Raw genomic sequence first — 20667 nt, forward strand, 5'->3', positions numbered from 1 at the left:
CTGCGGCCCGCGCGACGGGGATAACGGATGTCGGAAGAAGCGTCTAGCGGGTTTTCGCCCTCGGTGTGCGTCGCCACCGGGTTGGGGGTGGGGCTGGTCCTGCCCGCCCCCGGCACGTTCGGCGCGCTGTGGGGGGTCCCGTGGGCGTGGGCGGTACTCACGTGCCCTCAGCCTTGGGTCGGGTGGGCGTCGGTGCTGATCGGGTTGGTGTTGGGGGTTCCGCTGTGCGACGCGGCGGCCCGCCGGCTCGGCATGAAAGACCCCGGCCCCGTGGTGTGGGACGAGATCGCCACCGTGCCGCTGGTATTCCTGTTTGTCGGCGACCTCGGCCCCTGGTGGTGGCTCGCGGTTGGCTTCGGCCTGCACCGCGTGTTCGACATCAGCAAGCCGTGGCCCTGCAACCGGCTCGAAAAACTTCCCGGCGGGTGGGGCATCATGGCCGACGACGTCGTGGCCGGGCTCTACGGCGCGGTCGCGATGCTGCTGATCCGCTGGGCGGCCGGCTACTAGCCCGGCGGTCTTCCCCTCGTGGTGCACCGGGACTTTTGTCCCTAGTTGCGCCTATCGAATCTTAGGGACAAAAGTCGGCCCCCACCCCAAGCCGACAATCACGTTTCACGCTTGTATCGCAGTGTTTACGCCAGTCGGCGGTGAGCGGGCGAGTCGACTTTTGTCCCGCCTCGCGCACCCATAGGGACAAAAGTCGGCGGCCCCGTGTTCGGTGTTATTCGCGGCGCGCAGCGGACTCGACCGCCACCACCCGACACCGTCCGCGCCGCCTGCGTAAGCGTTCATTAGACCAGACCGCTGGCCTGTTTTCCGCTCGAATCCTGGGACTATTCAAGGGTTCCGGGGCGCCCTAGCGGCCGGTCGCTCGGCTTCGCCAGACCGCGCAACTCCCCCCTCTCCGCCCCGTGCATGCTGAGCTAGAATCGGGGCGGAAACGCCCCCTCAGTGCCCGTCAGGAACTCGCATGGCCCAGGTAATCAGCGGCAAGGAAATCGCCAAGCAGCTCAAGAGCGAGCTGGCCGCGGAGGTTGCCGAATTCATCCAGAACAACGCCTGCGTGCCCCGGCTGGCCGCCGTGCTAGTTGGCGAGGACCCGGCGAGTGACGTCTACGTCCGCAACAAGCGGAAGGCGTGCGAGGCGGTCGGCATGGAGAGCGACCTGCACCGCCTGCCCGCCGAGACGACGCAGGACGAGCTGCTGACGCTGGTGGCGAAGCTCAATAAGGACCCGGCGGTCCACGGCATCCTGATCCAGCTGCCGCTGCCGCCGCAGATCGACTCCGACCGCGTGCTGCGGGCCGTGAACCCGGCCAAGGACGTCGACGCGTTCCACCCGGAAAACGTCGGCCTGCTGGTGCAGGGTCAGCCTAGGTTCCTGCCCTGCACGCCGCACGGCGTGCTGCAGATGCTGGGGCGGAGCGGTGTTGAGACCGCCGGCAAGCACGCGGTGGTGCTGGGCCGCAGCCACATCGTCGGCCGGCCGCTGTCGATCATGCTCAGCCAGCCGCCGTACAACGCCACCGTGACAATTTGTCACAGCCGCACGGCCGACCTGGCGTCGGTCACCAAGCAGGCGGACATCCTGATCGCGGCGATCGGCAAGCCCAAGTTCGTGACCGCCGACATGGTCAAGCCCGGAGCGACCGTGATCGACGTGGGCACCAACCGCACCGACGACGGCCTGGTCGGCGACGCCGACTACGAGGCGGTCGGCGAAGTGGCCGGCGCCATCAGCCCGGTGCCCGGCGGCGTCGGGCCGATGACCATCACGATGTTGCTGTACAACACGCTGGAAGCGGCGCGGGGGTTGGAAACGTAAGGTCTTGAACCGCCAAGACGCCAAGGTCGCAAGGAGATTTGTAGGCTTCGCGCCGCAACGCGAGGGCGCCGGGTGCCGGGGGCGCTCCGAAGGAAGCCCCCGAGATGTACGAACCGCGGCCTGCAAATCGTCGGGGGCTTCCGCTGTCGCGGAGCGCCCCCGGCACCCCGCGGCTACCAGGCGAATGCCTACGAGGGAGACTTCCGGCGTACTCGAATGCGCTACGACCGCGCGTACTCGGCGAACAGCTGCTTCAGCTTCTTGCTCAAGGGCCCCGGCTTGCCGGAGCCGATCACCCGCGTGTCGACCTTCACTACCGGGATCACCTCGGCGGCGCTGCCGGTCAGGAAGCACTCGTCGGCCACGTACACGTCGTGCTTGGTGAGGCTCGACTCGTGGGTCACGACGCCGTGCTCCTTGGCCAGGTTGATCACCACGTTGCGGGTCACGCCCGCCAGGATGCCGGCGTCCAGCGGCGGCGTGTAGAGCTCGCCGTGCTTGACGAGGAAGATGTTGTCGCCGGTGCACTCGGCCACCTCGCCCTTGTGGTTAAGCATCAGGGCCTCGATGCAGCCGGCGTTCAGGCCCTCGATCTTGGCGAGGATATTGTTCAGGTAGTTCAGCGACTTGATCCGCGGGCTCAGCGCGGCCGGGTGGTTGCGGATCACGCTGCTGGTGATGATCTCCAGCCCGTTGTCGTAGTACTCCTGCGGGTACAGCGTGATGCTGTCGGCGATGATGATCACCTGGGGCACGCTGCAGCGGTTCGGGTCCAGGCCCAGCGTGCCGCTGCCGCGGGTCACCACCAGGCGGATGTAGCCGTCCTCGATCTTGTTCGCCTTGACGGTCTGGTTGACCGCGTCGGTCATCTCCTCGGGCGACATCGGCAGCTCCAGGCAGATCGCCCGGGCGGACTCGTACAACCGGTCGATGTGCTCGGCCAGATGGAACACCTTGCCGCCGTAGCTCCGCAAGCCCTCAAAGACGCCGTCGCCGTACAGCAGGCCGTGGTCGAAAACGCTGATCTTGGCCTCTTCCTTGGCGTAGAAGGCGCCGTTGATATAAACCTGTCGCGACATGATCTAGCGGGGACTGCGAGGAATTGAGCAAACGGACCAGAGGCGGCCCGCCGGTTGGACCACGCATTCTAGCGTGCCCCCTGGGCGTGTGTGAGAGCCCTCCGCAGAGGGACCACCGCCGGCCGCCGCTGGTTCTGTCCGCAGCTACCGCATTGGTGCTTTGGTCGCCGGCGTGCTAGCACCCGCACGCCGTGCGGGCGCGGGACAGTCTTCTCAAACCGTTGTGGGCGTGAAACTTACGCCGACCCGCGCCGCGGCCAAAGCGTATTGACCCCCGCCAAGCAGGGCCCCTATACTCCGCCGCCAATTTGTCGGCCGGCCTGCGCGCACTTCGCGGACCGACCCGACCTGGATACCGGCGCCCGAGGAACACCAATCTTCCCAGCAGCCCCGACCAAGCGAACCGCTCGACGAGCAGGCGTTCACGCCCGCTGCGGCCGCCGCTGCGCACTGGCCATGGCCGCCTGGCTGGCGGCGACCGTCGCCGCGCGGGCCGACCTGCACCTGCCGGCGCCGGACCCGTCGCAAGAGATCGTCGCCCAGGCGGGCGCCGCCACGCAGTGGACCGAGGGCCTGTACCACGTCCGGCTGCTGAGCCGCGGCGTGAGCATCCGCCAGGGCGAGACCTCCATCGAGGCCGAGCAGGCGGTGCTCTTCACCGACATCGACCCCGACCCCGCTAAGCCGCGGCGGGTGATCGTGTACGCCGAGGGCAGCAGCGGGCGGCCCGTGCTGCAGAAGCTGCGGGCCGCCGGCGCCAAGCCCGACGCGCCCCCGGTCGCGCGGCAGCAGTCGCCCGACTGGTACGGCACGCTGATCACCGACGCGACCGTGGAGTGGCGTTCCCCGCCACCCGCCCCGCGGGGCGAGGCGTTGCCCGAGATCGCGTCGCGGGCGCTCAAGCGGCTGCGGACCGTGGACACCCAGGTGCAGCCGGTCCAGTTCGACGCGCCGGCCATGGCCACCCCGCTCGCCGCGCCGCCCGCCGGCCTGCTGCCCTCGCAGCCGGGCTTCCGGCAGGTGGACATCTACAAGCGGAGCGCGGTGGGCACCAACATGGTTATCCAGCCCGACCAGCCCGGCGGCGAGACCATCTACTCGATTTCCGAAGGCGTGCAGATCGTGGTCCAGGGGATCGACTCCGGCGGGCTGCCCGAGTTCCTGGGAGAGGTCGACAGCTTCGACCTCGAGACCGATCGCGCCGTGGTGTGGGCGGGCGGGAACGCCGGGGGCATGAGCTTCCAGCAGCAGAAAGGCGACTCGCTCGAGATCTACATGGAGGGCAACATCGTCTTCCGCCAGGGCGACCGCGTCATCTACGCCGACCGCATGTACTACGACGTCCGCTCGCGGAGCGGCGTGGTGCTCAACGCCGAGCTGCTGACCCCGCTGCCAGAGGTCGACGGCAAGAAGTACCGCGGCCTGGTGCGGCTCAAGGCGGGCATGATCCGCCAGCTCGACGCTACGCGCTTTGTCGCGACCGACGCATTGTTCACCAGCAGCCGGCTGGAGGAGCCCAGCTACCACTTCGGCGCCGAGACCATCACCTTCGAGGACGTGCCCACGCCGATCATCAACCCGCTGACCGGCCTGCCGGACGCCAACCCGGCCACCGGCGAGGTACGGTACGAGCACGAACGGCTGGCCACCGCCCGCAACAGCCGCGTGTACCTGGGCGGCGTGCCGGTGTTCTACTGGCCGACCATCGCCACCGACCTCGAGGAGCCGACCTATTACGTGACGGACCTGAGCATCGGCAACGACAGCGTCTACGGGTTCCAGTTCCTCCTGGACCTGGACGTCTACCAGCTGCTCGGCTCGAAGGCGCCCAAGGGCGTCGACTGGGACCTCAGCCTGGACTACCTGCGGAACCGCGGCTTCGGCTACGGCACCGAGTACTCGTACAACACCAACACGTTCCTCGGCCACAACGGCCCCGCCCGCGGCCGGGCCGACCTGTGGGCCATCCACGACGGCGGGCTCGACAACCTCGGCTTCCTCAGGCGGTCGCTCGTGCCCGAGGCGAGCTACCGCGGCCGCGCGTTCTGGAACCACCGACAGAACATCTCCGACGGGCTGCTCGACGGCTGGATCGCCCAGGCCGAGGTGGGCTGGATCAGCGACCGCACCTTCCTGGAGCAGTACTACGAGTCCGAGTGGGACGAGAACAAGGACCAGATCACCGGCGGCCGGCTCCGCCGCCTGGCCGGCAACCAGTCGCTCAGCATTGAGGCCAACGCGCGGCTCAACGAGTTTTTCACCCAGACGCAGTGGCTGCCGCGGCTGGACCACTGGATCATGGGCCAGGACCTGCTGGGCGACACGCTCACTTGGTACGCCCACACCAACGTGGGCTACGCGGACTACAAGATCGCCACCGCGCCGGCCGACCCGCTGACTTCGCTCGGCCTCACGGTGTACGACGCCTTCCCCTGGGAGGCCGAGGTCAAGGGCGAGCGGTTCGCCACCCGTCACGAGATCGACTTCCCCATCGACGCCGACCCGTTCAAGATCGTGCCGTTCGCCCTCGGCGAGTTCGCCCACTGGGGCGAGGACCTCACCGGCGACGACCTGCAACGCACGTACATCCACACCGGCGTGCGGGCGAGCATCCCGTTCTGGGCCGCCAACCCCGAGATCCGCGACCCGCTGTTCAACCTCCACGGGCTGGCCCACAAGGTGGTGTTCGACGCGGAGGTCACGTACACCGACGCCAGCGAGAACTTCGACCGGCTGCCGCTGTACGACGAGATCGAGGACGACTCGCTCGAGGAGCAGCGGCGGCGCTACTTCGACCCGCTGTTCGCACCCGGGCTGGCGGGCCTGTACGTGGGCGGCGCCATCGACCCGCGGGTCGACCCCCGCGTGTACGCCATCCGCGGCGGCATCCACAGCTGGGTCGCCTCGCCCACCACCGAGCTGGTCGACGACCAGATGGCGATGCGGGTCGGCATGCGGCACCGCCTGCAGACCAAGCGTGGCAAGCCGGGGCAGGAACGGATCATCGACTGGCTGACCTTCGACTCCAACGCCACCTGGTTCCCGGACGACGAGCGGGACAACTTCGGCGAGCCGTTCGGGCTGCTGGACTACACCATGCAGTGGCACGTCGGCGACCGCACCACCTTCTTGTCCGACGGCTTCGCCGACACGTTCGCCGACGGCCTGCGGACCGTGTCCGGGGGCGTGCTGCTCAACCGGCCGACCATCGGCAACCTGTACGTCGGCTACCGCACGGTCCGCGGCCCGTTCAGCGCCGACCTGGTCACCGCCACGCTCAACTACCGCATGAGCCCCAAGTGGATCGGCTCGGCCTCGACCGTGGTCGACTTCAGCGAGGCGGGCAACATCGGTCAGTCGTTCCTGATCAGCCGCCTGGGCGAAGCGATCATCACCAGCATCGGCATCAACGTGGACCCGTCGAAGGGCAACGTGGGCTTCAACTTCGCGATGGAGCCCCGCTTCCTGCCCAGCCTGGCCATCACCCGCCGCACCGGCATCGACATCCCGCCGGCGGGCTACAATGGACTCGAGTAGCTGACCCCCGTCCGACCCCGTCGCCCGACTGCATGTTCCCTCCCGCCGAACGCTGGGCCGAGAAGTACCGCTGCGCGTTGCGCGGCGTAGCGGTCGCGGTCCGCGGCGAGGACAGCTTCTGGGCGCACATCCCGGCCACGATCGCGGTGGCGGCGCTGGGCTTTTGGCTGGAAGTGTCGCTGACCGAGTGGCTGCTGCTGGCGCTGTGCATCGGCGTGGTGCTGACCGCCGAGCTCTTCAACACGGCCCTGGAGCACCTGGCCAAGGCCGTGACCAGCGAGCACGACGAGCACGTCCGAAACGCGCTGGACGTCGCCGCGGCCGCCGTGCTGGCGGCGTCGGTGATGGCGAAGATCGTAGGGACCGTGATCTTCGCGACGCGGCTGTTCGGTTAGAGCGTGATCGCCTTGCGCAGGTAGGTGATCGTGTTGGCGTACATCAGGAAGGCCGCGAGCATCCCGAGGCCGCCCACCCCCGCCATGAACGAGAGGGCCAGCGGGGGGTCTCCACCGGTCGCGCCGGGCGACACGACCGTCGCGCCTAGCACCACCATGGGGGCCAGCAGCGCCAGCGAAACGAGCCCCACCACCAGCGCCCGCACCGCCCGCCGGGCGACGTCTTCGCGGCCGATGTAGAGGCTGGTCTGCCGCAGGAAGAGCACAAAGCAGATCAGCGACGCCAGGCTCGCCAGGCCGCCAACCACGCCGGTAAGAGCGATTCCCACGAGCAGTCCGCCCAGGGTCGCCAACCAGTTAACGACCTGCAGCCCAACCGCCGCCAACGCCAGCCCTTTTGCGCCCGACTCCCGCGGCACGAAGGTGCACATCACCTCCCCCACGAACATCAAGACGGCGAACCCTAGCATGAGCAGCGGCATGGCCGTCATCACGACCCCAAGCGCCTCCGGCTGCGATCCCCCGCCGCCCAGGACGACCGCGACGACGGGCATCCCCAACGCCAGCAGCAGGATCCCACAGATCCCGTAGTAAACCAGGGAGAGCCCCGTCCGGACGCGCCGCATTTCGCTTGGGAACTCAGTGGCGAGCGCGCGCTCGCCGGGCGGTGCAACGTCGGTTGCGGAAGGTGACGCATAGGGGTTCGCTTCGTCAGACACATCCGGCTCCGTGGCGGCCGTGGGAGGAGACTTCCGTAGCATAGCCGTCGGCGCGTCGTTACTCAAACGCTAGTCCAGCCAGTCCTGAGCCTCCAGCCGTTCGGGCACGTAGACCTCGGTCACGTAGCTGATGTCCTTCGCGATCAGTGACTCGACTTCGAGCTTGAAGTCGTTCTTCAGCATCCGCTGGATCTCTTTCTGCCAGTCGCGTTTCTTCTCGAACCAGGGGTACTTGGCGATCTGCTTGGCGCGTTTGCGGTCGCTGTCGTTCAGGGCGATCTTGACGGTCTCGGGCAGGTCGCAGCGTTCGAAGTCGATGCTCCGCAGGCCGAGGAACTTGGCCTCGGGGATCGCCATCCGCTGGCTCTCGAACGCCAGGTTGATCGAGCCCTGCTTGATCACGCTGTAGATGTAGTACCCCCAGGGGTCGTTATCCAGCACGCAGTAGACCGGCAGCTTCAGCTCGTTGTGCATGCGGTACAGCAGCCGCCGTACGCCGCGGGGCGGCTGACCCGAGCCGTGCGTCAGGATGCAGTTGTGCTTCTCCCAGAAGCGGTCCTCGTTGAACCGCTGCCAGACGGTGCCTTTTTCGACGTGCAGGATGAACTTGGCGTCGCACTTCTTGCGGTCGAGCTCGATAATCTCCGGCTCGACGATCGAGGGGATCGCGTACCCGCCCGAGCCCATTCGGCGGCAGTCGATCGTGTCGCCGCGGTCGGTCAGAGTGATCGCGCCGACCATCGCGCCACGGTTCTCGGCGTACAGGTGCAGCTCCTCGCGGATGCTGTTGAGCAGCACCTCGGCGTCCTCGATGATGGTGTCGCACTCGTTCTGATCGTCGAAGGTGTTCTCCTTCGTGTTCTCGATCGTGTGCTTGAGCATGTAGAACAGACCCCGGAGGCTGGTGGTCTTGCCCTCGTCCAAGAGCCGCTTGCAGCCGCTGGCCACCAGCATCGTTCGCATGTAGGCCTTGGCCTGCGACAGGTCGAACAGCATGCGGCGGTTCTTGCTGCTGCCCATCTCGAGGATCCGCTTCCGCGGGCTGTACTTGACGTTGCTCAGCGTGCGGCTGGGGATATCGACGTACGGGTCCCGCTTCTTCTCCGCGGCGGTCACGACCCCGTCGGCCAGGCCGCGGAGAGCGGCCATGGTCTTCTTGTCCCGCGGCGTGAGCTTGACGGGCGCCTTGGGCTTGGGGGCGGCGATCTTTTTCTTTTTCTTGGCCATGATGGTGTCTCACGCAGTGGCGCTAGGTTGCGCTGGGGATGTTTCAATTAGCTCAACGACATGCTTGTCAAAGTCGAGAACGACGGCCCGTCGCCCCCATTCACTATCTTGCGCTTGCCTCTTCACGACTGCCCCAAGACTAGCAAGGAGCGAAATCGTTGCGTCGACCGACGCGACGGCAAAGCCTAGCCTGGTTGAAGTGGTGTTCTCTGCGGGGTCACTCGGCGGATAGATTTCGAACACAACGCCGCCACTCTCATGGGCAAGGTGCTCCGGCCCACTGCCGTGTGAGTGCCGAGCGAACTGCAGGCCAACCGCTTCGTAGAACTGCTGGGCACGATTCATGTCGGCTGATCGAATGACTAGTAGGTTCAGCTTCGCAGTCGTCACTTTCTTGCCGAATCTGTTCGAGCCTAGTTGGTGCGTTGCACGCACCCTACGGCTGTGCACCTGAATCGGAGTCGCTGAAGCGCGGAGGTTGATGCCTTGCTGCTTGAATCGCAACGGCAGCTTCTCTGCGGCTCTGCGCCTCTGCGTGACACTTCCCTTCCAACGCCCTTAGCAACGGCTAACCCAATCCAACCCATGATGCAAAAGCCGACCACGCCTTGGTCGTGGCGTACAACGCCCCCAGCGCGGCGCCGACTCCCACCAATGCGAACAACCCGTCGCGGGCGGTGATCCCCAACCCGACCAGCAGGATGGCGCCGCCGGGGATCGCGCAGGCCATCGGCAAAAACTCCAGCGGCGGCATGGTGCACGCCATCACGATGCACACCGCCGCCAGCACGTACTTCATCGGCCCGACCACCATCCACTCCAGCCGGTGGGCGGTGAACGAGTCGACCCACTCGAGCCACGGGCGGACCTTATCGATCGAGTCCTTGAACTTCTGCTCGTCCACACCCCGCTCGGCGAGGATCCCCGGCAGCCAGGGGTGCTTGCGGCCCAGCAGCGACTGCCCGGCCACCAGGATGATGAACAGGCCCATCGTGGTCGGCAGCAGCGGGATGCCGCCGATCGGCGGGATCATGACCAGCAGGCCCGGGATCATCAGCAGCGGCCCGAACAAGCGGCCGGCAAACTCTTCGAGCGCGTCGCCGACGAGGAGGTCGCCGTCCTCGGCGGCCTTCTCCTCGAGCTCGTCAACGACTTCTGTCAGTGACTCGGGGGCTTCTTCTTGATCGGACATGACTCGGGCCTCGTCGAGCGGGGGCTAGCGTTGACGCAACCGCCGGGCGTGCCGGCACGAGCCCGCTGTATGCAAAGCCTATACCGCTTCTGCTTCTGGTTCTTCCTCTACCGCGACGCGGTTGATCGCCGCCTCGTGGCTGGCGGGGTCGACGATCAGCACGTTGTCGCCCAGGTTCAGCTGGGTGGGGTCTTCTTCAATCTTGCGGCCGCGGTCGTCCATCTTCATGTCGGCCTCGGCGGTCCGCTTCTGGGCCACCATGACCAGTTGGTCGTACAGCTCCTTCTCCTCCGCCGCGTTGATGACGCTCACCGCGCTGGCCACCTCCTTGAGGTACCGCAGGAAGATCTCGCGGCGGTCGGACTGCTGCTTCACCTTCAGGCGGCGGCGGAGGTACATGCCCAGCTTGCGGCCCACGGCCTGCAGCCCCAGGCGGATCTCCTTCTGGATCTCGGGGTAGCTGGCGATCGCCTCCTTGCTCTCGCTGGTGAACGGCACCCACACGCTGGCGATGTGCACCATCAGGCTGACCGGCCCCTTGGGCATGGCGCCGCGGGACTGGCTCAGCCCGTACCCACGCCAGTTGGTGCCGATCACGGTCTGGGTCACGGCGCACGCGGCCTGCTGGAACTGCAGCGGCACGCGGTTGGCGTACCGCATGACCTCCATCCCCTGCCCCTCCGCCACGTTTACGTGCTTCATCGCGTCGAACAGCTTCTCCCGCTCCTTCGGCTTCAGGCCGTTGGGGGCCTGGCGGGTCTTGAGGCCCGACGTCTTGACGATCTTGTCGGCCGCTTCGGCGCCCAGCCCGTTGAAGGTGTGGATCAGGAACTGCCGCACGGTGCGGGTGTCGGTCTCTTCGAGCAGCTCCTGCAGCAGGTCCTTGGTGATGTTCTGCGTCGGCGCCGTGCCGCCGTAGGCCAGGCCGACCTCCACCTGGAACGGGTTGCCCCGGTACACGCCCGGCGGGCGGGTGGCGGCTGCGTAGAACTCGCCCGGCACCACCTGGTGCAGGCCCTTGAGGATCAGGTCCTCGCCGATCGGGCAGATGCAGTCGGTCGCCGGCGGGCTGATGCGGGTGGCCTGGATGGCCTCGAACAGCTTGTCGATCTGCGGGCGGTCGACCTTCTTGACGCTGATCCGCGAGCCGACCTTGGCCGACTCGCACACCTTCTTGGCGACCGCCGGCGTCACGCGGGAGAACTTGGTCCGCATGAACTCGCTGACGCTCATCGCCTCCGACTCTTCGAACATCTGCGCCAGCCGGCCGACTTCGACGCCGTACGGGTGCGGCTTGATCTCCTTGGGCTCGCTGGGGAGCTGGTCGGTGGAGCGCTCGTAGTCGTACTGGTAGTCGTCGGGGTCGAGGTAGTGGAGCGTGACGTGCGGGTTGGCGATGGCGGTCTGGTTCAGGTACTCGTCGACGCTGCCGCGGCCGCGGACGAATTTGGCCTCGAGCTCGATGGTCACCCGCGTGCCGTGCGGCTGGTCGACCCACTCGATGCCGTGCTTCTCGATGTACGTGGCGCCCTTCTCGCCCGGCGGGATGTCGACGCCGTCGCCCTTGCCGTTGAGGATCTTGGGCTCGTTCTTCTTGGTGTCGATCTGGATCTCGTAGTAGTGGGCCGGCTTGCGGACCGAGACCTTCGAGATGATCTTCACCGGCTTGCCGGTGGTCTGCACGCCGTACATGCCGGCGGCGCTGATGCCGATGCCCTGCTGGCCGCGGCTCTGCCGCAGGCGGTGGAACTTGCTGCCGTACAGCAGCTTGCCGAAGATCAGCGGGATCTGCTTCTTGAGGATGCCGGGGCCGTTGTCCTGGATGCCAACCTTGTAGCGGTTGGCCGAGGTGGCCTCGATGTGGACCCAGATCTCCGGCAGGATGCCGGCCTCCTCGCACGCGTCCAGCGAGTTGTCCACCGCCTCCTTGACGGTCGTCAGCAACGCCTTGCGGGGGTTGTCGAACCCCAGCAGGTGGCGGTTCTTGGCGAAAAACTCACTGACCGAGATCTCTTTCTGCGCAGCGGCCATCGCGGTAGCGTTGGACCGTCGCTTCGCACCACTCTTCGCCAAGACGCTGACTCCCATGTTGGGGTGAGGATTTCTGACCGCGGATTCTCTGCTGTCGGGCGGCGGGCCGCGGGGGCCTCAGTCCGATCCCCGCAATCCCTGGGTTTGGCAAACCCTGACGGTCGCGACGATTATAGCCCCGCCTAGGCCCCCCTCCCAGGCGGCCGCCGGCCGTACCGGTGTTAAGAGACGCACGACTGTTACGGCTGGCGCGAAAAGTCTCACCGGAAAAACCGGGCCTGCCGATCCCACCGTCTAGCAAATCATCAGCGGACGGCCGGGGCGACCAATCGGGGGACGCCGACGGCGCCCACCACGCCCGCTGCCCGCACCACCGCCGATCCATCCGGATCAAGGAGGCCCTCATGAAGCGACGCCCCGCCAAGATCCTGGCAACCGCCGCCGTGCTGACCGCCGTGTGGCACTGCCTGCCGCTGAACAGCCAGCAGGCGCAGGCCGGCTACGGCTGGGAAGGCCAGCGCCGGATCAGCCACCAGGACCCCAACGACCTGTTCTACAACTACTACGCCGCGCCCGGCCCCGGCGGGACCGCGGCCGAGCTGTACGTGTCGCCGCTGCCGGTGCCGCACCACGTCGGCCACACCTACAACACCTACCAGCCGTTCTACCCGCACGAGTTCATGTACGGGCACCAGCGGACCTACCACACGCACCACCCGGGCGCCGGCTGGACGCAGACCAACGTGCGGTACAACACCGGCGGCGGCAAGCTGAAGTTCATGTACTACCGGCTGAAGTACTAGCCGCCGTTGCGACCACGCCAAACTAACGCCCTCGCAAGTCAGGAGGCTCTGATGCCCCGAGTCAAGATAATGGCGGCCGCGGTGATCGTGTCCGCGGTCGCGGCGACCAGCTGCGAAGCGGTCGCGCCCTATATGTGGGCCACGCGGTACCGCGCCCCCACCTACACCTGGAACCAGAACTACGCCCACGTGCAGTACGGCCAGCCGGTCGCGGTGCCGCTCCCGCCCACCGTGCAGATGCAGACCAACTGGGGTTGGGGCGTCGGCAGCACGCGGATCTCGCGCGTCGACCACCAGTTCGGCCGCGACTACCCGGGCGCCGGCCCGCACGGCGGCCCGTTCATGAAGCAGCCCTACTGGCCACAGAACACCAACCAGTTTGGCGCGTACTACGTCCGCAGCCCCTGGTGATGTAGGACGCGTGCAGCACACGCCCGGCGGGCGGACCATTTCCCCCTGGTCTCCGTCCCGTCGGGCAGCGGTAGCCCTGGTCGCTTGCGGCCGGGGCTATTTTTTTGCGCCCTGGCCGAGCTCTCGCTGCAGCCGTGTACGAAGCTCCGCCTGAGCTGCCAATTTGGGCGGCGGGTACAGCGCCGCGGTGAGTGACAACAGCTTACGGGCCTCGTCGCGGCGGCCGAGCTGGGCGAGCAGCTCGATCCGCGCCAGCCGGGCCTCGTGCCACCCCTGGCTGCCTGGCTGCTGCCGGGACTCGACGCGGCGCCACAGGCGGACCGCTCGCCGGCGGCTGTCGGCGTCGGTCTTGCCCGCGAGCGCCAGCGCCGAAAGTCGATCGTAGTCCGGGCCGGCGCGGCTCTCTTCGTCCAGCGAAGCCAACAGCTCCTGAGCCGCCTCGTGCTCCCCGCTCGCGGCGAGGGCGGCCGCCCTGCCCCGCCGCAGCCAGCCGGGGGCGTCATCCCGCGAGGCGTCGCGGGTGGCCGTTAGCAGCAGCTTGGCCGCGGACTCATCTGCGGACGATTCGCGGAGTCTAGCTTCGAGAAACCCCACGAGCCTCCGCAGGGCCGGCGAATTGTCGGCCGGCAGATCCGCTGCGGCGGCCGCCGCCTGCTCGGGGTGACCAGCCGCCACGGCGGCTTCCACCAGCAGCGGCACAGCGACCGAACGCCACTGCGCGTCCGACGCGGGCCGGCCCGACACGGCGGCGGCCAGCAGCCGGTAAGGGTACTGCGGCCCGGCGTCGCCGTATGCGAGATGGATGCGAGCCAGGCCGAGCGCAGCCGCCCGCTGGTGCGGGGTCCACTCGTCCGGCCAACGGTTGTCGTCTCCCGTGATGGAAGGCTGCAACTGGCCCGTTGCGCGGCGTAGCAGCTCGGCGGCGTCGCCCTGGCGCCTCACGCCAATCACCGCGTCCGCGTACAGGCCCGCGGCGTCTGGGAAGCGGGGATCGTCGACCGCGACCGACTCGAGCATCGGGAGCAGTTCCGCCCACCGCCGCTGCGACGCGAGCCAGCTGATCAGCCGGCCCTCTATCGCCGGAGTCGACTTGGCGTCGGGCCAGTTGTCGATGTGCTCGCGGAGCGCTTCCTCGTAGGACTGGGGGTCAGCGTCGGCGGACTTGGCCAGGCACGCGATCGCCGCGCGGTGCGTGGCGCCCGCGTCGGGGTGCGTCCCATTGGCGATAGCCAACCGCCGCAACCGCTGCCCGGCTTCGGCTTCCTCGCCGACCGACTGCAGGATTGCCGCGGCGGTGCGCGACAGCTCGAACGCCCGGCCGGAGGCGCCTTCGGTGAACGCCAGCGCGCTGGCCTGGTCGTACTTGGCGACCGCCTGCTTGGGGCGCTTGCCGCGGTACAGCTTCTCCGCATCAGACACGAGAATCTCGACCCGAACCGACGCGGCGTCCTCCGCCCACGCGGCCGCCGCCGTTAACAGCACAACGAGTACGCAACGTGTCACCGGGAGCCGATCCATCCTTGCTAGTCCACCGAGGCCGCGAACTTGACATCCGTAAAGCCCGCGGAGCGGGCGGCGTCGAACCCGTCGATCACCCGGCCGAGCTGAACCCGGCGGTCGGGATCGATCACCACCGGCAGGGACGAATCGATGCCCGCCAGCTGGGCGAGGAGATCACGCAGGCGTTGGTCGGTGGGGCAGTCGGCCTCGTTGACCCGCCACGCGACGGCGTCGCCGACCAGCTTGGCGTGGATCACGACCCGCTCCAACTGGGGCTGCTCTTCCGGCGGCGCGTCAATGCTGCCGGCGCCGGAGATCAGCAGGTCGCCGGGCAGCAGGGCCTCGACCGGCTGGAAGCTGGCGGTGCACACGAAGAAGATCAGCAGCAGGAACACGACGTCGATCATCGGCGTCATCGACGCGCCGAGCGTGGGCTGGCTGTGCGTGGCGGGGCGCCAGGAGGTTCGCATCGCTACTGGCGCTCCTCGCGGACGGCGAAGCGGATGTTCCAGACGTTCGCCTTGGCGCACGCGGCCAGCACCGGCTCTACGTCGCCGTACGGCACGGTGCGGTCGGAGCGGAGCCGGACCTCGAGCGGCGACGGCTGCCGCTCGACCTCGCGGCCAAGCCGTTCGGTCAGCTCGGCGATTGGCGTCGGAACGCCCGCGAGAGACACCTCGCCGGTGGGCAGCAGGTTGAGGGTCAGCACCCGCGCGGACGACTCGGTCGACAGCTCGCCGGTAGCCGCGTCGGGGAGGTCGAGCTCGAGCTGCTGCTCCTGCCGGGCTAGGTGGCTGCTGACCAGGAAGAAAATAATCAAGAGGAACACAACGTCGATCAGCGGCGTCATGTTCATGCTGACCGTCTCATTGTCGCGGCGGTAGCGGAGCATAGGACGCGGGGCCGCTCTTTGGCGGCCGGCAGTAAGCAAGGGGCGGACCCGCCCCAGCCTAACGCACCGGTCAGGCCGTGGCTACGCGGAGCATCCGTGCGGGCGAGCTCTACTCCGTCACCCCGAGGGGTGGCGACTGGCTCATCGCCACGCGTGCGACACGCCGCTCGGTCTGCCCAGCCACGTACAGGTTGCCCTCGCTGTACTGGATGTCGCTCAGCGTTCGGCGGTTGCGGGCGTCGGAGGCGAGCTGCTCGAAATCGACCAGCAAGGCCGGTCGGCCGCCGACCTGGCCCCACTGGAGCGGCAGGCCCGCCTGGGCGAGCAGCGGGCGTGAGACCTCGACGATCCGGCTGGTCGGCAGCGGCACCGCCCCGATGCGGGTGTCGGAGAGCTCGATGCCGAGCTCGCCGTCCTCGGTGACGAAGGGGGCGACGTGGAACCGCACAACGGCGTTCACCCGACCGCGATTCATCCGGAAGGCGAGCGTCAGCCCGTCGTCGGCGAACATCACGCGGGGGTCGACCAGGCCCTGCTCGGCGGCCTCCGGCAGCTCTTCCTGCAGCCGGGTCGCTAGCCAGCCGTTGATCTGGTCGTCGGTGACCGCGGCCTCCCACTTGCGGGGCCGCGGCTCTGCGGGCGTAGCGTCTTGGGCGGCTTGGCTGTAGAGCGCGGTGAGCTGGCCCTCCAACTCTTTGCGCTGCTCGTCGAGCTGCTCCTGGTCGACTTCGAGGGCCGCCCGGTAGTCTTCGGGCAGCATCGTCGCGGCGCGGTAGACGCCGTACCCAGCAGCGCCGGCGACGACCGCAATCCCCCCCAGGACAACCGCCGCCCAGCGTAGCCACCTAACCATGTGCCGCTCTCCTAAGATCGAGGGGGGGAGGAGTCGAGCCGGGGGAATGCTAGGATTCTGTGAAGATCCGGTCAATGCGGGCGCCGTTGACCAAACGCTACGGCGCCGGCGAGAATGCCTGCAAAATTGAAACCAGACGCAGCGTGTATCGCTCCCCGTCGCCGATTTATTGCAAAGAGACCCCTATGTCACAGGATGACGCCCCGTCGACCGACCCACTGGTCGCCCGCCGCCAGAAGCTAGCTGCTATCGCCGAATTGGGGATCGACCCCTGGGGCAGCCGACTGGACGACCACACGCCGATCGGCGACGTCCGCAGCCGAGCCGGCGAGATCCGGTACGCGTTCCCCGACGGGACCGAGGTCGACCTGCCGGACTTCTCCGCCCAGGACGACGACTTCAACTTCCGCAAATGGAAGGCCGACCGGAACGCAGAGCAGGACAACGCCCGCGGCGAGGTGGTCGGCCCGAAGTTCCGTGTGGCGGGCCGGGTGGTGCTGCACCGCAACAAGGGCAAGCTGCACTTCATCGACCTGCGGGACATGACTGGCGACATCCAGCTGATGGTCGGCCAGAAGCAGGTGGGCGACAGCTGGGCGGTCGTCGAGAACCTCGACCTGGGCGACCTGATCGCGGTGGACGGTTCGCTGGTGGTCACGAACACGGGCGAGCTGTCGATCGCGGCCGAGAAGGTCCACTTCCTGACCAAGAGCCTGGAGCCGCCGCCCGAGAAGCACCACGGCCTGACCGACCCCGAGATGCGGCAGCGCATGCGGTACGTCGATCTGGCGTACAACGACGGCGTGATGCAGCGATTCCTCAACCGCTCGAAGATCGTGCAGTCGGTCCGCAACACGCTGGCCGACCAGCGGTTCGTGGAGGTCGAGGGGCCTACGCTGCACTCGATCGCCGGCGGCGCCGCCGCGCGTCCGTTCACCACGCACCACAACGCCCTGGACATCGACCTGTTCATGCGGATCGCGCTGGAGCTGCACCTCAAGCGGCTGATGGTGGGCGGCATCGAGCGGGTGTATGAGCTGGGCCGCGTGTACCGCAACGAGGGGATCAGCCCCAAGCACAACCCCGAGTTCACGATGCTCGAGGTGTACCAGGCGTACGGCGACTACCGGTCGATGATGGACCTGACCGAGTCGATCATCGTCAACGCCATCAAGGCCGTGTCGACTGATGAGAAGCCCAACTACGAGCTGCCCTGGGGCGAGGAGTCGATCGACTTCACGCCCCCCTTCGCCCGCAAGACGTACGACGAGCTGTTCGAGCAGCACGCCGGCGTCGACCCGTCGAACGAGGGCGCCGTGGCCGACCTGGCCAGGAAGATCGGCTTCGACGTCGACGGCCGCCACCCGGACGTGGTCAAGAACGAGGTGTTCGAAGAGAAGGTCGAGGACGCGCTGATGGTGCCCACCTTCGTCATCGACTACCCGGCCAGCATCTGCCCGCTCACCAAGCGTAAGGCGGACAACCCGCAGGTGGCCGAGCGGTTCGAGCTGTTCATCCGCGGCATGGAGGTGGCCAACGCCTACACCGAGCTGAACGACCCGGACCTGCAGGAGGAGCTGTTCAAGAACCAGCTGGCGGGCCTGAGCGAGGAGGACAGCATGGCCAAGATGGACGACGACTTCATCCGCGCCCTCCGCCACGGCATGCCCCCGGCCGGCGGCCTGGGCATCGGCATCGACCGGCTGGTGATGTTGCTGACCAACAGCCAGACCATCCGCGACGTGATCTTGTTCCCGCTGTTGCGGCCGGAGAAGTGAGTCGGCTGACCTCGCTCTTCTCCCGTAGCCGACAGATTACATCTGTCGGAGGCGCCTGTGTGCAGTTGGCGAAGCGTGCTGGTGATTCACCGATGGATGTAATCCATCGGCTACGGGCAAGAACGCCAATTTTACTGGCCGCCACCCCCTCGCAACAGTAGACTGAAAGCCATGGACGCCAATCAACTGCCGCCGTTAACGCCTGATCAGCTCCATGCCCTGGCCGCTGGACACGGCGTGGCAGAATTTGTGGACCCGACAACCAACCGCGTCTACGTGGTGTCTGAGTCGGGGGGCACCATGGCGCTCGACGATGCCTATATCAAGCAGAAGCTTGACGAAGCAAGAGCCGACGCTAAGGCCGGACGATTCACCGAAGGCTTTGACGTAGAGAGCTTCCTCGCCGAAGCGCGTGAACGCCGAGGGGCGCGTTCCTAGTGGCGATGCTGCGGCGGACAGCTCGCTACACAGAAGACCTGCACGACGTGTGGGCATACATCGCCCGCGATAACCTCTTGGCGGCGGATCTAGTGATCCAGCAGATTGAAGCCAGGGTGACGCCGCTAGCAACCTACCCCGAACTTGGAGAGCAGCAGCCCCAGTTTGGCGATGAGGTGCGACGCATCACCATCGGCAGCTACCTGCTCTACTACGAGTACCATCCAGATGTCGTCACGGTACTACGCGTGCTCCACGCTGCGAGACGCATCGAGGATCTCGGCACCCAGTAGCTGCTAGCACCACCCCTCCACTTCTCTAGCGGCCGACGGCTCAGCCCGCTATCCTCCGCGGCCCAACCACTCCCGCGCAGCGGGATGATAGGCCAACAGCCGATAGCCAATAGCCGACCGCCCATGTACAAACTCCTGCTCTGCTGGCGTTACCTCCGCACACGCTACATCGCGTTGGCGTCGATCATCAGCGTGACGCTCGGCGTGGCGACTATGATTGTCGTGAACGCCGTGATGGCCGGCTTCAGCCACGAGATGCAGGACCGCATCCACGGCATCCTCAGCGACGTGGTCTTCGAGAGCCGCAACCTGGACGGCGCCCAGGACCCCGAGCAGCACATGGCCCGCATCCGTGAGGTGGCCGGCGAGTACATCGCCGGCATGAGCCCGACGGCGCACGTGCCGGCCGCCATGCAGTACTACGTCGGCGGGCAGCACCGCACGCAGCAGGTCAACCTGATCGGCATCGACCCCAAGAGCTACGCCACGGTCAGCGACTTCGGCCAGTACCTGCAGCACCCCGAGAACCGCGAAGAGCTGGACTTCGAACTGAAGGAGGGCGGCTACGACGTCCTCGACCACCAGACCGACGACCCCACCAAGGTGCAGCCGCGCGAGGACATGCGCCGCGCCGGCTGGGAGCACCGCCGGCTGATGGCCCAGTACCGCCAGCCGGTCGTGGCGCCGCCATCGTACGCGTCGGAGAAAAAAGAAGCCGCGGAGGACGCCGACGCCGCTCCGCTTCCTGCCGACCCGTTCGCCAACAGCACCAGCAGCCAGCAGAGCGTGTTCGACCCGGCCAAGGAGACCCACACCGGCTGCGTGCCGGGCATCTCGCTCTGCTCGTTCCGCAACACGGCCGGGGTGGACCAGTTCTTCTGCGTGCCGGGCGACGACGTGACCATCATGTTCCCGTCCGCGGGGCAGAAGCCGGAGCCGCGGTCGGCGAAGCTGACGATCACCGACTTCTACGAGAGCAAGATGCAGGAGTACGACCAGTCGTTCGTGTTCCTGCCGCTCGACCAGATGCAGCAGATGCGCGGCCTGGTCGACCCGATCACCAAGGTCGCCAACTTCAATTCGATCCAGATCCGCCTGAAGGAGGGCGTCGAGCCCGCCATGGTGCGGGACCTGCTCCGCAACTCTTTCCCAGAGCAGTTCTACGTGGTCAGCACCTGGCAGGACAAGCAGGGCGCGCTGCTGGCCGCCGTGCAGATGGAAACAATGGTCCTCAACGTGCTGCTGTTCCTGATCATCGCGGTGGCCGGGTTCGGCATCCTGGCGATCTTCCTGATGATTGTCGTCGAGAAGACGCGTGACATCGGCATCCTGAAGAGCCTCGGCGCCAGCGGCAACGGCGTGATGGGCATCTTCCTCAGCTACGGGCTGACGCTCGGCGCCGTGGGCGCGGGGATCGGCGTGGTTGGCGGACTATTGTTTGTCGACCAGATCAACGAGATCGCCGACGTGCTCGGCTGGCTGACCGGCACGCCGGTGTTCGACCCGTCGGTCTACTACTTCTACAAGATCCCGGCGATCGTCGAGCCGGTCACCGTGGCGTCGGTCGCCGCCGGCGCGATGCTGATCGCCGTGCTGGCCAGCGTGCTGCCCGCGTGGCGGGCGGCGTCGCTGCACCCGGTGCAGGCCCTGCGCTGGGAGTAGCCAATGTACCCCCGGTTCTCCGAACCGGG

At 67.3% G+C, this 20667-nt stretch carries 20 protein-coding genes; 10 read left to right on the plus strand and 10 right to left on the minus strand.

Annotation, left to right across the window (positions count from 1 at the left end):
• Nucleotides 1-27: 27 nt before the first annotated feature.
• Nucleotides 28-510: a phosphatidylglycerophosphatase A family protein gene (locus KOR34_RS13955; protein ID WP_146565174.1), complete on the plus strand. Its 483-nt coding sequence runs from the start codon at nucleotides 28-30 to the stop codon at nucleotides 508-510.
• Nucleotides 511-973: 463 nt separating this feature from the next.
• Nucleotides 974-1828: a bifunctional methylenetetrahydrofolate dehydrogenase/methenyltetrahydrofolate cyclohydrolase FolD gene (folD, locus tag KOR34_RS13960; RefSeq protein ID WP_146565175.1), complete on the plus strand. Its 855-nt coding sequence runs from the start codon at nucleotides 974-976 to the stop codon at nucleotides 1826-1828.
• Nucleotides 1829-2049: 221 nt separating this feature from the next.
• Here folD and ilvE read toward each other — a convergent pair whose 3' ends face one another.
• Nucleotides 2050-2907 carry a branched-chain-amino-acid transaminase gene (ilvE, locus tag KOR34_RS13965; protein ID WP_146565176.1) on the minus strand — a complete coding sequence of 286 codons (858 nt, stop codon included), beginning with the start codon at nucleotides 2905-2907 and terminating at the stop codon, nucleotides 2050-2052.
• A 456-nt stretch (nucleotides 2908-3363) separates the two neighbouring features.
• On the opposite strand from ilvE, the gene KOR34_RS13970 reads away from it, so the two are divergent.
• A complete protein-coding gene (locus KOR34_RS13970) occupies nucleotides 3364-6444 on the plus strand; it encodes an LPS-assembly protein LptD (protein ID WP_146565177.1) in 3081 nt (1026 codons plus the stop codon).
• A gap of 32 nt (nucleotides 6445-6476) precedes the next feature.
• Nucleotides 6477-6839 (plus strand): diacylglycerol kinase, encoded by a 363-nt coding sequence (locus KOR34_RS13975; protein ID WP_146565178.1) that lies wholly within the window; start codon nucleotides 6477-6479, stop codon nucleotides 6837-6839.
• Here KOR34_RS13975 and KOR34_RS13980 read toward each other — a convergent pair.
• From KOR34_RS13980 to KOR34_RS14000, 5 genes are all read right to left on the minus strand, one after another.
• Nucleotides 6836-7465: a hypothetical protein gene (locus KOR34_RS13980; protein WP_146565179.1), complete on the minus strand. Its 630-nt coding sequence runs from the start codon at nucleotides 7463-7465 to the stop codon at nucleotides 6836-6838. The two genes, KOR34_RS13975 and KOR34_RS13980, sit on opposite strands and share 4 nt — an antisense overlap.
• Nucleotides 7466-7627: 162 nt before the next feature.
• A complete protein-coding gene (locus tag KOR34_RS13985; RefSeq protein ID WP_146565180.1) occupies nucleotides 7628-8785 on the minus strand; it encodes a DNA topoisomerase IV subunit A in 1158 nt (385 codons plus the stop codon).
• 9 nt (nucleotides 8786-8794) lie between these two features.
• A complete protein-coding gene (locus KOR34_RS27505; RefSeq protein ID WP_390620787.1) occupies nucleotides 8795-9235 on the minus strand; it encodes a VOC family protein in 441 nt (146 codons plus the stop codon).
• 118 nt (nucleotides 9236-9353) lie between these two features.
• Nucleotides 9354-9977, minus strand: coding sequence for an exopolysaccharide biosynthesis protein (locus KOR34_RS13995; protein WP_146565181.1), 624 nt, complete (start codon nucleotides 9975-9977; stop codon nucleotides 9354-9356).
• Between the two features lie 78 nt (nucleotides 9978-10055).
• Complete coding sequence (locus KOR34_RS14000; RefSeq protein WP_228714606.1) at nucleotides 10056-12050, minus strand: DNA topoisomerase VI subunit B; 1995 nt, start codon at nucleotides 12048-12050, stop codon at nucleotides 10056-10058.
• Nucleotides 12051-12412: 362 nt separating this feature from the next.
• Here KOR34_RS14000 and KOR34_RS14005 point away from each other — a divergent pair, with 362 nt between their 5' ends.
• Nucleotides 12413-12811 carry a hypothetical protein gene (locus KOR34_RS14005; RefSeq protein WP_146565183.1) on the plus strand — a complete coding sequence of 133 codons (399 nt, stop codon included), beginning with the start codon at nucleotides 12413-12415 and terminating at the stop codon, nucleotides 12809-12811.
• Nucleotides 12812-12862: 51 nt separating this feature from the next.
• Complete coding sequence (locus KOR34_RS14010) at nucleotides 12863-13222, plus strand: hypothetical protein (RefSeq protein ID WP_146565184.1); 360 nt, start codon at nucleotides 12863-12865, stop codon at nucleotides 13220-13222.
• A gap of 96 nt (nucleotides 13223-13318) precedes the next feature.
• On the opposite strand, the gene KOR34_RS26725 is transcribed toward KOR34_RS14010, so the two are convergent.
• The 4 genes from KOR34_RS26725 to KOR34_RS14030 all read right to left on the minus strand — a co-directional run bounded on the left by KOR34_RS26725 (nucleotide 13319) and on the right by KOR34_RS14030 (nucleotide 16467).
• A complete protein-coding gene (locus KOR34_RS26725) occupies nucleotides 13319-14725 on the minus strand; it encodes a hypothetical protein (protein ID WP_197531409.1) in 1407 nt (468 codons plus the stop codon).
• A 20-nt stretch (nucleotides 14726-14745) separates the two neighbouring features.
• A complete protein-coding gene (locus tag KOR34_RS14020; RefSeq protein WP_146565185.1) occupies nucleotides 14746-15192 on the minus strand; it encodes an ExbD/TolR family protein in 447 nt (148 codons plus the stop codon).
• Nucleotides 15193-15194: 2 nt separating this feature from the next.
• Entirely contained in the window at nucleotides 15195-15614 is a 420-nt protein-coding gene (locus KOR34_RS14025; protein WP_146565186.1) for an ExbD/TolR family protein, read from the minus strand.
• Nucleotides 15615-15723: 109 nt separating this feature from the next.
• Complete coding sequence (locus KOR34_RS14030; RefSeq protein ID WP_146565187.1) at nucleotides 15724-16467, minus strand: hypothetical protein; 744 nt, start codon at nucleotides 16465-16467, stop codon at nucleotides 15724-15726.
• A 185-nt stretch (nucleotides 16468-16652) separates the two neighbouring features.
• Here KOR34_RS14030 and lysS point away from each other — a divergent pair, with 185 nt between their 5' ends.
• The 4 genes from lysS (at nucleotide 16653) to KOR34_RS14050 (ending at nucleotide 20638) form a co-directional block, all read left to right on the plus strand.
• Nucleotides 16653-18245, plus strand: a complete 1593-nt coding sequence (lysS, locus tag KOR34_RS14035; protein WP_228714607.1) for a lysine--tRNA ligase — start codon at nucleotides 16653-16655, stop codon at nucleotides 18243-18245.
• 171 nt (nucleotides 18246-18416) lie between these two features.
• Entirely contained in the window at nucleotides 18417-18683 is a 267-nt protein-coding gene (locus KOR34_RS14040) for a hypothetical protein (RefSeq protein ID WP_146565188.1), read from the plus strand.
• A 5-nt stretch (nucleotides 18684-18688) separates the two neighbouring features.
• Nucleotides 18689-18976, plus strand: a complete 288-nt coding sequence (locus KOR34_RS14045) for a type II toxin-antitoxin system RelE/ParE family toxin (protein ID WP_146565189.1) — start codon at nucleotides 18689-18691, stop codon at nucleotides 18974-18976.
• A 123-nt stretch (nucleotides 18977-19099) separates the two neighbouring features.
• Nucleotides 19100-20638: an ABC transporter permease gene (locus tag KOR34_RS14050; protein ID WP_146565190.1), complete on the plus strand. Its 1539-nt coding sequence runs from the start codon at nucleotides 19100-19102 to the stop codon at nucleotides 20636-20638.
• Nucleotides 20639-20667: the final 29 nt, after the last annotated feature.

The organism is Posidoniimonas corsicana, from assembly GCF_007859765.1.
Classification (GTDB): Bacteria; Planctomycetota; Planctomycetia; order Pirellulales; family Lacipirellulaceae; genus Posidoniimonas; species Posidoniimonas corsicana.

Bases quoted from the DNA above. Each gene is read 5' to 3' on its own strand.
- KOR34_RS13955 (WP_146565174.1), top strand. From the start codon at position 28: ATGTCGGAAGAAGCGTCTAGCGGGTTTTCGCCCTCGGTGTGCGTCGCC.
- folD (WP_146565175.1), top strand. From the start codon at position 974: ATGGCCCAGGTAATCAGCGGCAAGGAAATCGCCAAGCAGCTCAAGAGC.
- ilvE (WP_146565176.1), bottom strand. From the start codon at position 2,907: ATGTCGCGACAGGTTTATATCAACGGCGCCTTCTACGCCAAGGAAGAG.
- KOR34_RS13970 (WP_146565177.1), top strand. From the start codon at position 3,364: ATGGCCGCCTGGCTGGCGGCGACCGTCGCCGCGCGGGCCGACCTGCAC.
- KOR34_RS13975 (WP_146565178.1), top strand. From the start codon at position 6,477: ATGTTCCCTCCCGCCGAACGCTGGGCCGAGAAGTACCGCTGCGCGTTG.
- KOR34_RS13980 (WP_146565179.1), bottom strand. From the start codon at position 7,465: ATGCGGCGCGTCCGGACGGGGCTCTCCCTGGTTTACTACGGGATCTGT.
- KOR34_RS13985 (WP_146565180.1), bottom strand. From the start codon at position 8,785: ATGGCCAAGAAAAAGAAAAAGATCGCCGCCCCCAAGCCCAAGGCGCCC.
- KOR34_RS13995 (WP_146565181.1), bottom strand. From the start codon at position 9,977: ATGTCCGATCAAGAAGAAGCCCCCGAGTCACTGACAGAAGTCGTTGAC.
- KOR34_RS14005 (WP_146565183.1), top strand. From the start codon at position 12,413: ATGAAGCGACGCCCCGCCAAGATCCTGGCAACCGCCGCCGTGCTGACC.
- KOR34_RS14010 (WP_146565184.1), top strand. From the start codon at position 12,863: ATGCCCCGAGTCAAGATAATGGCGGCCGCGGTGATCGTGTCCGCGGTC.
- KOR34_RS14020 (WP_146565185.1), bottom strand. From the start codon at position 15,192: ATGCGAACCTCCTGGCGCCCCGCCACGCACAGCCAGCCCACGCTCGGC.
- KOR34_RS14025 (WP_146565186.1), bottom strand. From the start codon at position 15,614: ATGCTCCGCTACCGCCGCGACAATGAGACGGTCAGCATGAACATGACG.
- KOR34_RS14030 (WP_146565187.1), bottom strand. From the start codon at position 16,467: ATGGTTAGGTGGCTACGCTGGGCGGCGGTTGTCCTGGGGGGGATTGCG.
- lysS (WP_228714607.1), top strand. From the start codon at position 16,653: ATGTCACAGGATGACGCCCCGTCGACCGACCCACTGGTCGCCCGCCGC.
- KOR34_RS14040 (WP_146565188.1), top strand. From the start codon at position 18,417: ATGGACGCCAATCAACTGCCGCCGTTAACGCCTGATCAGCTCCATGCC.
- KOR34_RS14045 (WP_146565189.1), top strand. From the start codon at position 18,689: ATGCTGCGGCGGACAGCTCGCTACACAGAAGACCTGCACGACGTGTGG.
- KOR34_RS14050 (WP_146565190.1), top strand. From the start codon at position 19,100: ATGTACAAACTCCTGCTCTGCTGGCGTTACCTCCGCACACGCTACATC.